This window comes from Palleronia caenipelagi (genome assembly GCF_007004065.1).
Taxonomy (GTDB): Bacteria; Pseudomonadota; Alphaproteobacteria; order Rhodobacterales; family Rhodobacteraceae; genus Palleronia; species Palleronia caenipelagi.
In genome coordinates this window covers 58,669-71,611 of sequence record NZ_VFSV01000006.1, presented here as the reverse complement: position 1 = coordinate 71,611, position 12,943 = coordinate 58,669, and the positions used below count along the sequence as shown (strand labels likewise).

Here is a 12,943-nt window from a genome sequence, read left to right as displayed (position 1 = left end):
CAAGTTGAACCTTTCCCATGAGAACTCCGAGGGGCTTGCTTCAGGGCTGAATGAGGTGCGGATGCGGGTGACGCCGGAGCTAATGGGGTGTCGATTGCACACAAAGAAGCCGGGCGCCTTGCGGGCCCGGCTTTTGAGAAGATGACAGATGTGGTGTCACTCAGGCGTTCTGAGTGGACCGGTTCTGGTGGATCTGAGCCTTCCGGAAATAGGTCAGCACGACATAGGTGCAGACCGCGCCTGACAGCAGATAAAGACCCGCGGACCAGAGGCCGAAGCTAAGGGTCAGAAACAGCGCCACGAAAGGTGCAAATCCCGCACCGAACATCCATGCGAGATCCGCCGTGATGTTCGAGGCAAAGTAGCGGTTTTCCGGGCGGAAGCCGGAGGCGACCACGCCCGACGACTGTCCAAACGCCAATCCCAGCAGCACGAAGCCCACGACCACGTAGATCGCTGCACCCAAGACCCCCAGGTTGAGGACCAGTGGGAAGATGAGGGCGAAGATACCAATGCCGATGGCCGTGTAGCGCAGCAGGGTCAGTCGGCCAATCGCATCGGCGATGAGGCCGGACAGCATGATCGCCCCGATGCCAAAGAAGGCTCCGAACAGCTCGATGATCAGGAACGTGTCCACCAGAGAGCGATCGTCGATGAAGGTCACCGCCAGCGGGAACACTGTCACCATGTGGAACAGCGCCGAAGCGGCGAGCGGCGCGAACGCGCCCAGGATGATGGGGCGCCATTCTTCGCGCAGGCCTTTCGCCGGCGACTGAGGCTTCAGGTCCTCGCCATACATGAGTTCGGTCATCTCAGGGCTGACGGACATCCGCAGCCGGGCGAACAGGGCGACCACGTTTGTAGCGAACACCACGAAGAGCGGGTAGCGCCAGCCGAATTGCAGGAATTCTTCCTCGGTAAGGCTGGTGGTCAGGAACAGGAACAGGCTGGCGGCGAGGATCAGGCCGATCGGAGCGCCAAGCTGCGGCACCATCGCCTCGCGGCCCTTGCGGTCCTGAGGCGCGCGTTTCGCCAGTAGGGACGACATCCCGTCCCATGACCCGCCGACGGCGATACCGTGCCCGATGCGAAATACGATGAGGCTGGCAACGGTCAGCCAGCCCTCTTTTTCATAGCTGGGCAGAAATGAGATCAGCACCGTGCAGGTGCCGAGCAAAAAGAGCGCTGCGGTCATCTTCGTGCCACGGCCATAGCGGCGGTCGATCTCGGTAAAGATCACCGTCCCAATGGGCCGGGCGATGAAGCCGAGCGCCAGAATGGCAAACGAGTAGAGCATCCCGAGGGGCAGCGGGACGAATGGGAAAACATGGTAGGGAAAGACAAGCACGGCTGCGATGGCGAAAACAAAGAAATCGAAGAATTCCGTTGTCCGCCCTATGATCACGCCGATGGTGATGTCTGTCAGGCCGACTTCGTGCTCGTGGCCGTTCTGCGAATCTTGGGTGGTAGCGTTCATATTTGCCCCAACGCATGGTTTATGTGTCTTACAGTCGCGCAGCGGACAGCATGAGAGCCGCCGCAGTTCTGGACAATGGTGGTGTTTTTGCCGGTGGAGGCAAGGGGCGGCGGCCTAGAAATGTTACCGCCCAAAAAAATATGCCCCAATCCGCGTGAAGCGGTGGACCTCCCGGTTTGTCCCGCTATTTGGCAGCCCCAGCACTCAGTGAATCAATTGCCGAAGAGCTCATGACCAGACGCCTCCTCATACTCGGGCTGACGCTATTCCTTGCGGGATGCCAGTCAGACGTCCTCTCTCCCTCAGGTTGGGTTGCGGAACAGCTCCGCGATGTTCTCCTGATTACGACCATCCTGATCCTGCTCATCGTAGCGCCGGTCATGGTGGCCATCGTGGTGATTGCAAAGAAGTACCATCACCGCGCCGGTCAGGATGCACCGCAGGGATACGATCCGGCCTACGCGCACTCCAACAAGCTGGAGCTGCTGATCTGGGCCGCGCCGCTGGTGATCATTATGTGGCTGGGCGCGATTACCTGGGTCACGACGCATAAGCTTGATCCCTATCGTGCTCTCGACAGCGCCGCCACGGGTGTGGAGGACGGTGAAGAAGAGTTGGTGGTCAAGGTCGTGGCGCTCGACTGGAAATGGCTGTTTTTCTATCCCGAGCAGGGCATTGCGGTGGTCAACGAGTCTGCTGCGCCCGTCGATGTGCCGATCGAGTTTGGCCTGACCGCGTCGGATGTGATGAACGCGTTCTATATCCCGGCGCTTGCGGGGATGATCTACACAATGCCCGGCATGGAGACTGAGCTGAACGCGGTCGTGAACGAGCCCGGCGCCTACAAGGGTCGCTCGTCCCATTACAGTGGAGCCGGTTTTTCGGGGATGCGGTTCACGTTCCACGGGATGTCGAACGAGGAATTTGACGCATGGGTCGAAAAGGTGCGCGCTGAGGGCACCGAGCTGACCCGCGAGGCGTATCTCAAGCTGGCCGAGCCCACGTCGCGCGAGAAAGTCCGCTATTACACCGTCTCAGACCCGGATCTTTACCACGATATCCTCAACCGCTGCGTCGAAGAGGGCCAGACCTGCATCGATGAGATGGATCACGGCACGGGTGGGGGCTCCATGACCAACGAAGGTCACGATGGCGACGGGGCGCATGGCGACGCCTCCGAGAGCCACTCTTCCGTCTCACACGGCACGCTCGACGTCGCCGCAAACGAACAGAACTGATAGGTCCGCTCATGGCTGCTGGTAGTGGTGAAATCGAAACAACCTTTCTTCTGGGTCGCCTGAATTGGGATGCCATCCCTCAGGAGCCCATCGTCTGGGGGACCTTTGTCGGGGTCGTGATCATCGGCGTTTGCGCGATGGCCGCGATTACCTATTTCCGGCTTTGGGGAACGCTCTGGCATGACTGGTTCACCAGCGTGGACCATAAGAAAATCGGGATCATGTATATGATCCTTGGTCTGATCATGTTCCTGCGCGGCTTTGCCGATGCGATCATGATGCGGGCCCAGCAAGCGATGGCCTTCGACGGCAACGAAGGCTATCTGAACGCGCACCATTACGATCAGATCTTTACCGCCCACGGGACGATCATGATCTTCTTTGCGGCGATGCCCTTCGTGACCGGCTTCATGAACTATGTGGTTCCGCTCCAGATCGGTGCCCGTGACGTGTCCTTCCCTTTCCTGAACAATTTCAGCTTCTGGATGACCGTTGGCGGCGCGGTGATGATGATGGTTTCGCTGTTCATCGGTGAATTTGGCCAGACCGGCTGGCTGGCCTTCCCGCCGCTCTCCGGCTCCGAGGCTCAGCCCTATGTGGGTGTCGATTACTGGATCTGGGGTTTGCAGGTGGCTGGCGTCGGGACAACGCTGTCAGGGATCAACCTGCTGGTGACCATCCTGAAGATGCGCGCGCCCGGCATGACCCTGATGCGGATGCCGATCTTCACCTGGACGGCGCTCTGCACCAACATCCTGATCGTGGCGACCTTCCCGGTCCTGACGGCGACCATCACCCTGCTGGCGCTGGACCGCTATCTGGGCATGAACTTTTTCACCAATGACCTTGGTGGGAACCCGATGCTCTACGTCAACCTGATCTGGATCTGGGGCCACCCGGAGGTTTACATCCTCATCCTGCCGATCTTCGGGATCTTCTCCGAAGTGGCAGCGACCTTCTCGGGTAAGCGGCTCTTTGGCTACAACTCAATGGTTTACGCCACGGTCTGTATCACCATCCTGTCCTACCTCGTCTGGCTACACCACTTCTTTACCATGGGCTCCGGGGCGACCGTGAACTCCTTCTTCGGCATCGCGACGATGATCATCTCGATCCCCACCGGCGCCAAGGTCTTCAACTGGCTGTTCACCATGTACAAAGGCCGGGTCCGGTTCGAGCTGCCGATGATGTGGACGATCGCCTTCCTTCTGACCTTCACCATCGGGGGCATGACGGGCGTCATGCTGGCCGTGCCGCCGGCGGATTTCGTGCTGCACAACTCCCTGTTCCTGATCGCCCACTTCCACAACGTGATCATTGGAGGCGTGGTGTTCGGGGTGTTCGCAGGTATCAACTATTGGTGGCCCAAAGCCTTTGGCTACAGGATGAACCAGTTCTGGGGGCATGTGAGCTTCTGGTGCTGGGTCGGCGGCTTCTGGGTCGCTTTCACTCCGCTCTACGTGATGGGCCTGATGGGTGTGACACGGCGGATGCGCGTGTTTGAGGACCCGACGCTCCAGCCGTTCTTCATTGTGGCTGCCATCGGCGCGGTGCTGATCCTCGCAGGTATCGGGGCCCTCGCCCTGCAGGTGTTTTTCTCGATCCTCCAGCGCAAGAACAACCGGGTCTATTCCAACGATCCTTGGCAGGATGGCCGGACGCTGGAATGGGCGACGACCTGCCCGCCGCCGCATTACAACTTTGCCCGCACGCCGGTGGTCTATGACCTCGACGCCTGGCACGACATGAAGGAGCACGGCTATGTCCCGCCGCGCGAAGGGTTCGAGCCCATCCACATGCCGAAAAACAGCGGCGCGGGTGTGATCATCGCGGGGATTTCTACCGTGCTCGCCTTTGCGCTGGTCTGGCACATCTGGTGGCTCGCATTGGTGACCTTCGTGGGCATGATCGCGGCGGCGATCCACCACACATTTAACTACGACCGTTCCTACAACATCCCGGCATCCGAGGTCCGCGAGACCGAGCATGCGGTGGATCACGCAACGACCGAGGCTGTTTGACACCATGAGCACCGAAGTTCTGACCGCCCCGACTGACGAGCGCGTCTTCCATCTGGAGCAGGAGCCCGAGCATCCCGAGGGCACCTCGACCGCGCTGGGCTTCTGGATCTACCTGATGAGCGACTGCCTCATCTTTGCGACCCTGTTTGCGACCTTTGCGGTTCTGGGGGGCAATTATGCCGGAGGCCCGACGCCCAAGGAGATCTTTGAGCTGCCATTGGTCGCGGTGAACACGGCCATGCTGCTGCTGTCGTCGATCACCTACGGCTTTGCGATGCTGTCGATGCAGGACAAGGATCTGAGCGGTGTGATCCGCTGGCTGCTGATCACGGCCTGTTTCGGCGCTGCGTTCCTGTGCATCGAACTTTACGAGTTCTATCACCTGATCCATGAGGGCGCCGGCCCGCAGCGGTCGGCCTTCCTGTCGTCTTTCTTTGCGTTGGTCGGCACCCATGGGTTGCACGTGACCTTTGGTCTGATCTGGCTGTTCACGCTGGTGGTGCAGCTTCGCAAGCACGGCCTGTCCCCCGCCAATGAGCGCCGGGTCGAGTGTCTGTCCATGTTCTGGCACTTCCTCGACGTGATCTGGATCGGCGTCTTCACCTTTGTCTATCTGTTCGGGATGATCTGATGAGCGCTTCTGACCTTTCCCACGATCATGGCCATGAGCTGGGCGCGCAGATGCCCCACGGGTCGAAAAAGTCCTATGTCACCGGCTTTGTCCTGTCGGTGATTCTCACGGTGATCCCCTTTGGCGTCGTGATGGCCGGCGGCTTTGCCTCGGCGCAGATGACCGGCATTCTGGTGCTGGCCTGTGCCGTGGTGCAGATGGTGGTCCACATCATCTACTTCCTGCATATGTCGCCCAAAGCGCAACAGGGCTGGGTGCTCTCCGCCATGGCGTTCACCATTATCGTTCTGGTCATCGCTGTCGTGGGCACGATCTGGGTGATGCTGAACATGGACAGCTACATGATGCCCGGGATGGACGGCGGTCGCCTCTCAGATGGCTGACCGGCGGCGGCCGGTCTGGCTGCTGGGTCTGATCCTCACCCTCGGGACTGTGCTGGCGGTGACGCTGGCCGGTCTCGGGGTCTGGCAATTCCAGCGTCTCGGCTGGAAGAAGGACCTCATCGCGCGGGTTGAGGCGCGCCTTGCCAGCGATCCGGTTCCGGTGGACAGCCTCATCGGCCAGCCTGATCCCCTCGTCGAATACCAGCCGGCGACGGTCACAGGCCGATTTGCCCACGACCGGGAATTGCTGGTCAAGGCCGTGACTGAGCTGGGGGGCGGATACTGGGTTCTGACGCCTCTGATCCGAGACGGTGCGCCTGCCGTCTTCGTCAACCGGGGCTTTGTGCCCCCGGACCAGCGTGACCCGGCCACACGCGATGATCCCAGCCCTACCGGTGAGGTGACCGTCACGGGTCTCGCAAGGCTGACCGAGCCGGGCGGGGCGTTTCTGCGGGACAACGATCCGGAGGGCGGGTGGTGGTATTCCCGCGACGTCGCCGCGATGGCCGACGCCGTTGGTGTGCCGGAGGTCCTGCCGATCTTCGTCGATGCCGGACCGTCTGATCCCTGGCCGGTCGGCGGGCTGACGGTGGTCACCTTTCGCAACACCCATCTGTCCTACGCGCTGACGTGGTTCGCCCTTTGCGCAATGGTAGTCGGGGGAATGGTGATCCTGATCCGTTACGAGCGAGCGGGCCGCGATTGATTCCACCGCGCCCGGCGTGGGACCCGGACGGCCAGCATCGGCATTAGCCACGGCCCCCGAAAACGGTCGAGGTCGAGCGCTTCATGCACGCCAGTGGTCTCGTAGCCGTCGATCCGTGTCGTCACCGCCGAGCGGCAATAAAAGGGTGCGTCGAGCATCGATAGCGCGGTTTTGGGCCGACTGCCTGCATCGCCCCGGGTCTCCCGCATCACAGCCCAGAGCGATCGGGGCAGCCGCTGGAGCGGGGGCAGCGTCTCCAACCTCTCTGACCGTCCATCCGCGTGAAAGCGGAATCCGCTGGCCAGATGCGTCCCGTCGCGGCGCACCGCGTCGTAGAAGCACGCGGTCCCATCGGCCAGGGGATACCGTCCCCACGTCCAGTAGGAGAAATCCGCCTCCAGCGCGCGGGTGCCGAAATTGGCGTCGAAATAACCCTCGCCCTGCCATTGTGCGCGCTTGCCCAGATCGACCTCCACATGGGCCGTAGGCGCGAAGGGACGCCAGATATGGGCGCCATCGGGTGTCAGGCACAGCTCCCGGTCCGTCACGGCGGAGGGCGTCACGGTGATATGCCCCCGCACCCGCGAAATCAGCGGCGGGGACGAGACTTCGTTGACTTCGACGATCAGCCGGTCGCCCTCCCACCGCATGGCGGAGGGGCCGATGCTTAACTCTGACCGGCTCTGGTGCAGGGTCGTCTCGCCCCTGTCCGTCATGGTGAACCGCCCGCCGGGCCCGTAGGTCGCCACGTTCAGGCACACATGGTTTGCCGGATTGCGACGTCCGGACCAGCGATACCACGGTGAAAAAACAGACCCTATGAAGCCGATGACGGAGACACCCCGTCGTCCGTCTTCGGAGAGGGCGTCTAGATACCACCACGCGTAGCCGTCTGGCGGGACGTCGAGGTCGAAGTTCGGTCGCTCAAAATCGCCTCTGCCGCGTGCTTCCCGGAAAGCGTCGCCATCGGCATCCCCGCTCCAGGATGGGTTCCGCCGCCCGCGAGGTAGAGCCCCTTCATCCGGGACTGCGCGCAAGGGCGCTGGAAGGTCGCCAGCATCCCCTTGGGGGATCGCCCGTAGAGCGACCCGAGACTGCCGGGAAACAGCGCTGCAAAGTCCTTGGGCGTCGTCCGGTGTGCCTTGTCCGTTTGGCTCGCAAAGCTCAGCCCCCGCTGGGCCAGCGCGTGTAATGTCGTCTCGTAACATGGGCGGACCTCCTCGCGGTTCGACAGGGGAGCGGCGTTAACGATGGTCTGAAACCGTTCGACGGCAGGCGGCGTGCGCCCGGTTCCACGATCCTGTGCGCAGACATAGATGGCGGGGTCCTCGGGCGCTTTGCTGCGGCCAATAGGCTCGAATTCCGTCGTCGGATCAGTGCCGAAAAAGACATTGTGGTGGTGAAGATCGGCGCCCCGCGGGCTGGCGGCAAAGGTCCAGACCTCCGCCGAGAGAGACCGGGGCAACACCGCGCTCCGCCGGATCGCGTGTTTCGGATCTGCCCCCAGATCGCCGCGCCAGAGGGCTTTGGGATCTCCGTTGAAGACCACGTGATCGGAGGTGCGGCGGGATCCGTCGGCTAACTCGACTTCGGGGCCGTGCAGGATCCGCCGAACCGGGCTGTCGCAGTGGATTTCGCCGCCGAGATCGCGAAGGGCTTGGGCCATGCCGAGAGCCATTTGATGCATCCCCCCTTCGACTCGGGAGATTCCGCCCGCTTCGGCTTGCCAGACCAGCGACAAGAGCGCGGGCACCTGATGGGGCAGTCCGCCCACATAGGTGGCATAGCGCCCGAAAAGCTGCGCCAACTTTGGCTCGGAAAATCGCCGGTTCAGATGACGGGTCAGTGTCGCGCCCGACGCCATCTTGCGCCAGAGGCCGGGGTTCCGGAGCACGATGCCGGTGAGCATTGACAGGCTCGGGTGCGGTGCCAGCATGACCGGGTCGAGGAACGCGTCAAAGAGTGCCGCCGTGTCCGCATCGAACTGCTGGAACTCCCGCGCTGCTGTCGCCCCGAGGCTTGCGTGCACGGCCTCGATGGAGGCGCCGTGGTCGCTGTAGAGGTCCAGCCGGGTGCCGTCGGGCCAGAAATGACGGGCGAGGAGGGGCTCAGGCGTCAGCGTCACATAGTCAGCCAGGCTCAGGCCACAATCGTGGAACAACGTCTCAAAGACCCAGCCCATGGTCAGCACCGTAGGCCCCGCATCCACCGGGCCGGCCGGGGAGGGCAGGGCGCGCAGCTTGCCGCCGGGATAGGGCGCCGCCTCGAAGACCTCGACTTTCAGCCCTGCATGGGCCAGGCGCATCGCGGCGGACAATCCGCCCAGACCTGCACCGATGACGAGGACCTGTGACATGGTTAGACGTTGACAGGTGTCGCGAGGTGTGTCCACATAAATTGACACTTTGCTGTCTAGACTGATTGAAGGCGGAGGCGCCCATGTCCATTTCTGAGCGGATCGAAACGGCGATTACCGCGGCCCTGCGCCGTCATCAGGGGAAATCCGCCCCGCCCCGGTTGGGCGCTGCGCTCTACTACGCCTGCACCCCCGGCGGCGCCCGGATTCGCCCGACTATTCTGACCAGCGTGGCGCTGGCCTGTGGCGACGATCAGCCCCGTCTGACCGACGCGGCGGCTGCGTCGCTGGAAATCATGCATTGCGCCAGTCTCGTCCATGATGATCTGCCCGCCTTTGATGACGCCGATCTGCGACGGGGCAAAGCCAGCGTCCACCGCGCCTTTTCCGAACCGCTTGCTGTCTTGGCAGGCGATTCGCTCATCATCGCGGCTTTTGAGGGGCTGATCCGCGCCGCTGAGATTGATCCCGTCCGGGCGATCCAGCTCATGGCCATTCTGTCGGAGCGGAGTGGCATGCCCAACGGCATCTGCGCCGGGCAGGGCTGGGAGAGCGAGGAAAAGATCGACCTCTCTGCCTATCACCGGGCCAAGACTGGCGCTCTGTTCATCGCCGCGACCCAGATGGGGGCGGCGGCGGCGGGGCAGGACCCTGAGCCCTGGGAAGAGCTCGGCGCCCGGATTGGCGAGGCGTTTCAGGTCGCTGATGACCTGCGGGACGTACTGCTCGATGAAGAGGAATTGGGTAAGCCAACTGGTCAGGATGATCGGCTCGGGCGCCCCAGTGCGGTGAGCGAGCTGGGGGTAGAGGGCGCGTCGGCGCGTCTCGACGCGATTCTGGCGGGAGCGATTGCCTCAATCCCGTCCTGCCCCGGCGAAGCGATGTTGGCCGAGATGGTAAACCGCACGGCGGCGAAGCTTGCCCCGAGGGTCAAGACCGACCGACCCAATTCATGATGCCTCGCCTGCGCGCGCGGCTTTTGCGGCGCGCGGCGTCGCCCGCGTTCCAGACATGGGCGGCGCGCTTCCCCCTGACCCGGGGCCGGGTGCGCCGGGAAGGCGAGGCGATGTTCGACCTTGTTTCGGGCTTCGTGCAGACTCAGATGCTCCGCGCTCTGATCGAGCTGGATGTCCTCAACTATCTTATAGATGCACCCCGCACTGCGACGGAGCTTGCCCCGGATGTGTCACTGACGCCCGATCGCGCGGAACTCGTCTTTAGGGCTGGGGTGGCCATGGGGCTGTTGTCGCTGGGTCGCCGGGGCTACCGCACAACCCTGCGCGGAGCGGCTCTGGCCGGCGTGCCCGGGCTGCCGGACATGATCCGCCATCACGAGGTGCTGTACCGGGATCTGAGCGATCCGGTGGCATTTCTGCGGGACGAGACCGATCCGGAGCTCGCGCGGTTCTGGCCCTATGTATTTGGGGGTGGGGCTGGGGCCGAGGAGGCCGCGCGCTATTCCCGCCTGATGGCAGAGAGCCAGGATATGGTCGCCGCCGAGACGCTGGATCAGCTCGACCTGTCAGGGGTAGAGCGGCTGCTGGATGTGGGGGGCGGCACAGGCCGGTTTCTGTCGCATGTCCATACGCGATACCCGAACCTGCAGCTCACATTGATGGATCTGCCGGAAGTTCTCGCCGGCGTGACTGACCCGCTGAGAGAGGCCCTCGATCTGGTTGGGCGCAGCTTTCGCAACGGACCTCTGCCGGAGGGGCATGATGCGATCACGCTGATTCGGGTGTGTTACGACCACGCGGATGAGACGGTGCTCGATCTGATGCAACGAATCCGGGCCGCTTTGCCTGAGGGCGGGCGGCTCATCGTATCCGAGCCGATGACCGGCGGAGACCGTCCGACCCGTCCCGGTGATGTCTATTTCGCGCTTTATTGCGCCGCCATGGGCACCGGCCGGGCGCGGTCACCGGAGCAGATCGCAGCCCTGATGAGGCAAGCAGGCTTTGTCAAAACCGAATGCCTGAAGCCGCGCCGGGCCTTCGTGACCTCCGTCGTTGTCGGAATACGTTAACAGAAGATGTCTAAATTAATTGACACAACAAAATGTACACGTAGACTGACAGTGCAACCGCCCCTTGCATAATCGCGTGACTCGGGGTGGCAACCCAAGGGGGGGTGCCGTGCTGACAACCACCGCCATCGTTCTGGAAGAACCGGGACAGGTTGCTCTGTCCGAGCTGGTTTTGCAGGAGCCCGGTGTCGAAGATGTGGTCGTCGAGATCACGGCGTCGGGGATCTCCACCGGAACTGAAAAACTGTTCTGGACCGGGCGGATGCCGCCCTTTCCCGGGATGGGCTATCCACTGGTGCCCGGCTATGAGAGCGTCGGTGACGTGGTCGAGGCGGGGCCTCAGTCCGGCCTGAAGGTCGGCGATCATGTCTTTGTTCCCGGTGCTGATTGCTACGGCAATGTCCGGGGTCTTTTTGGCGGCTCTGCGCGGCGCGTCGTGACGCCGGGATCCCGTGTGACGCGTGTGGATCGCGGTCTGGGTGATGAGGGCGCGCTGCTGGCACTGGCGGCAACGGCGCGCCACGCGATTGCCGGTCTTCGGACGGAACTGCCCGAGCTGATTGTCGGGCATGGGGTTCTCGGTCGCTTGCTGGCGCGCCTCACCGTGGCGGCTGGGGGCACTCCGGTGGTCTGGGAAGTCTCGCCCGACCGCATGGGCGGTGCCGAGGGCTACGAGGTGATCCACCCGGAAAAGGACAGCCATCGGGCCTATGAGACGATCTTTGATGCCAGCGGACGGGCGGATTTGCTGCCCGAACTGATCTCGCGCATCACCAAGGGCGGCGAGATCGTTCTGGCAGGGTTCTATGAGGACCCGATCTCTTTTGCCTTCCCGCCCGCTTTCATGAAGGAAGCCCGGCTGCGGGTTTCGGCCGAATGGGCACCGGCGGACATGCAGGTGACGCGGGCGCTCGTCGAATCCGGCGCCTTGTCCCTGACAGGGCTGATCAGCGTGACCCGGCCCGCCGCCGATGCAGCCTCGGCCTATGCGACGGCCTTTGACGATCCGACCTGCCTGAAACTCGTACTGGACTGGAGGGACGTGGCATGAGCCTCGACACGCCACAGGCGCCCAATCTGAAAGATTACGACCGAACCCTGCGCGCCGAAGCCGCCGAGCCGACGCTGGAAGTGCCGCAGGCGGAGCCGACCTCAAAATGCCAGATCATCGCGATCTACGGCAAAGGCGGCATCGGCAAGTCCTTCACCCTCGCCAATCTCAGCCACATGATGGCGGAGATGGGCAAGCGAGTGCTGCTGATCGGCTGCGACCCGAAATCCGACACGACCTCACTGCTGTTCGGCGGCAAAGCCTGTCCGACGATCATTGAGACCTCAGCCGCCAAAAAACAGGCGGGCGAGGAGGTGCGGATCGGGGATGTGTGCTTCAAGCGCGGCGGCGTCTTTGCCATGGAACTTGGCGGTCCGGAGGTCGGGCGCGGCTGTGGTGGGCGCGGCATCATCCACGGGTTTGAGCTGCTGGAAAAGCTCGGCTTCCACGAGTGGGATTTCGACTATGTGCTGCTCGACTTTCTGGGCGACGTGGTTTGCGGCGGGTTCGGCCTGCCCATCGCCCGCGACATGGCGCAGAAGGTGATCCTTGTCGGCTCGAACGACCTGCAATCGCTCTACGTGGCCAACAATGTCTGCTCGGCAGTGGAATATTTCCGCAAGCTCGGCGGCAATGTGGGCGTGGCCGGGCTGGTCATCAACAAGGATGACGGCACCGGTGAGGCGCAAGCCTTTGCGGAGGCGGTGAATATTCCAGTGTTGGCCGCGATTCCGGCGGATGAGGATTTGCGACGCAAATCCGCGAATTACCAGATTGTCGGCACCGGAGCCGGTCCCTGGGGTCCGCTCTTTGCCGGGCTGGCCGAGGCGGTAGCCGACTCCCCGCCCACTCATCCCGTGGCGCTGGATCAGGATGGGCTCCTGGGGCTGTTCGCGCCCGGTGAGACGGGTGCGGGCGTGGTGCTGGAGCCTGCGACGGACGCGGATATGCGGGGGACGAAATCGGCACCGAAGCCGTCTCTCGAGGTGATTTACGACGACGTGTGACATGAACCGGGGAGGGGCTCTGCCCCGCCGCTGCGCGGCCCCCGGGA

Annotated in this window: 12 protein-coding genes; 9 read left to right on the top strand and 3 right to left on the bottom strand. The window is 63.0% G+C overall.

The genetic code is table 11. The features are described from left to right. Positions 1 to 160: 160 nt before the first annotated feature. A complete protein-coding gene (locus tag FEV53_RS04935) occupies positions 161 to 1,477 on the bottom strand; it encodes an MFS transporter (RefSeq protein WP_142833706.1) in 1,317 nt (438 codons plus the stop codon). A gap of 230 nt (positions 1,478 to 1,707) precedes the next feature. Here FEV53_RS04935 and cyoA point away from each other — a divergent pair, with 230 nt between their 5' ends. From cyoA to FEV53_RS04910, 5 genes are read left to right on the top strand one after another with little or no spacing between them, the layout of a single operon-like run. Beyond that, positions 1,708 to 2,715 (top strand): ubiquinol oxidase subunit II, encoded by a 1,008-nt coding sequence (cyoA, locus tag FEV53_RS04930; protein ID WP_142833705.1) that lies wholly within the window; start codon positions 1,708 to 1,710, stop codon positions 2,713 to 2,715. Between the two features lie 11 nt (positions 2,716 to 2,726). Then, positions 2,727 to 4,736, top strand: a complete 2,010-nt coding sequence (gene cyoB, locus FEV53_RS04925; protein ID WP_142833704.1) for a cytochrome o ubiquinol oxidase subunit I — start codon at positions 2,727 to 2,729, stop codon at positions 4,734 to 4,736. Positions 4,737 to 4,740: 4 nt separating this feature from the next. Beyond that, positions 4,741 to 5,367 carry a cytochrome o ubiquinol oxidase subunit III gene (gene cyoC, locus FEV53_RS04920; RefSeq protein WP_142833703.1) on the top strand — a complete coding sequence of 209 codons (627 nt, stop codon included), beginning with the start codon at positions 4,741 to 4,743 and terminating at the stop codon, positions 5,365 to 5,367. Then, the gene (gene cyoD / locus FEV53_RS04915) at positions 5,367 to 5,750 is read left to right on the top strand and encodes a cytochrome o ubiquinol oxidase subunit IV (RefSeq protein ID WP_142833702.1); all 384 of its coding nucleotides are present in this window, start codon (positions 5,367 to 5,369) and stop codon (positions 5,748 to 5,750) included. Before cyoC ends, cyoD begins: the two co-directional genes overlap by 1 nt. Beyond that, positions 5,743 to 6,456 (top strand): SURF1 family protein, encoded by a 714-nt coding sequence (locus tag FEV53_RS04910; protein WP_142833701.1) that lies wholly within the window; start codon positions 5,743 to 5,745, stop codon positions 6,454 to 6,456. Before cyoD ends, FEV53_RS04910 begins: the two co-directional genes overlap by 8 nt. On the opposite strand, the gene crtC is transcribed toward FEV53_RS04910, so the two are convergent. Beyond that, the gene (gene crtC, locus FEV53_RS04905; RefSeq protein WP_142833787.1) at positions 6,432 to 7,286 is read right to left on the bottom strand and encodes a carotenoid 1,2-hydratase; all 855 of its coding nucleotides are present in this window, start codon (positions 7,284 to 7,286) and stop codon (positions 6,432 to 6,434) included. The two genes, FEV53_RS04910 and crtC, sit on opposite strands and share 25 nt — an antisense overlap. A 38-nt stretch (positions 7,287 to 7,324) precedes the next feature. Beyond that, entirely contained in the window at positions 7,325 to 8,812 is a 1,488-nt protein-coding gene (gene crtD / locus FEV53_RS04900) for a 1-hydroxycarotenoid 3,4-desaturase CrtD (protein ID WP_142833700.1), read from the bottom strand. Positions 8,813 to 8,895: 83 nt separating this feature from the next. Here crtD and FEV53_RS04895 point away from each other — a divergent pair, with 83 nt between their 5' ends. From FEV53_RS04895 to FEV53_RS04880, 4 genes are all read left to right on the top strand, one after another. Further along, positions 8,896 to 9,768, top strand: coding sequence for a polyprenyl synthetase family protein (locus tag FEV53_RS04895; RefSeq protein WP_142833699.1), 873 nt, complete (start codon positions 8,896 to 8,898; stop codon positions 9,766 to 9,768). Next, a complete protein-coding gene (locus FEV53_RS04890) occupies positions 9,765 to 10,838 on the top strand; it encodes a methyltransferase (RefSeq protein ID WP_142833698.1) in 1,074 nt (357 codons plus the stop codon). The genes FEV53_RS04895 and FEV53_RS04890 overlap by 4 nt, the downstream gene beginning before the upstream one ends. A gap of 112 nt (positions 10,839 to 10,950) precedes the next feature. Continuing rightward, positions 10,951 to 11,889 (top strand): chlorophyll synthesis pathway protein BchC, encoded by a 939-nt coding sequence (gene bchC / locus FEV53_RS04885; protein WP_142833786.1) that lies wholly within the window; start codon positions 10,951 to 10,953, stop codon positions 11,887 to 11,889. Then, the gene (locus FEV53_RS04880; protein ID WP_142833697.1) at positions 11,886 to 12,896 is read left to right on the top strand and encodes a chlorophyllide a reductase iron protein subunit X; all 1,011 of its coding nucleotides are present in this window, start codon (positions 11,886 to 11,888) and stop codon (positions 12,894 to 12,896) included. The genes bchC and FEV53_RS04880 overlap by 4 nt, the downstream gene beginning before the upstream one ends. Positions 12,897 to 12,943: the final 47 nt, after the last annotated feature.

Coding starts and splice junctions, on each gene's coding strand:
- crtD (WP_142833700.1), bottom strand. CDS start 8,812: ATGTCACAGGTCCTCGTCATCGGTGCAGGTCTGGGCGGATTGTCCGCC.
- FEV53_RS04895 (WP_142833699.1), top strand. CDS start 8,896: ATGTCCATTTCTGAGCGGATCGAAACGGCGATTACCGCGGCCCTGCGC.
- FEV53_RS04880 (WP_142833697.1), top strand. CDS start 11,886: ATGAGCCTCGACACGCCACAGGCGCCCAATCTGAAAGATTACGACCGA.
- FEV53_RS04935 (WP_142833706.1), bottom strand. CDS start 1,477: ATGAACGCTACCACCCAAGATTCGCAGAACGGCCACGAGCACGAAGTC.
- cyoC (WP_142833703.1), top strand. CDS start 4,741: ATGAGCACCGAAGTTCTGACCGCCCCGACTGACGAGCGCGTCTTCCAT.
- FEV53_RS04910 (WP_142833701.1), top strand. CDS start 5,743: ATGGCTGACCGGCGGCGGCCGGTCTGGCTGCTGGGTCTGATCCTCACC.
- cyoB (WP_142833704.1), top strand. CDS start 2,727: ATGGCTGCTGGTAGTGGTGAAATCGAAACAACCTTTCTTCTGGGTCGC.
- FEV53_RS04890 (WP_142833698.1), top strand. CDS start 9,765: ATGATGCCTCGCCTGCGCGCGCGGCTTTTGCGGCGCGCGGCGTCGCCC.
- cyoD (WP_142833702.1), top strand. CDS start 5,367: ATGAGCGCTTCTGACCTTTCCCACGATCATGGCCATGAGCTGGGCGCG.
- cyoA (WP_142833705.1), top strand. CDS start 1,708: ATGACCAGACGCCTCCTCATACTCGGGCTGACGCTATTCCTTGCGGGA.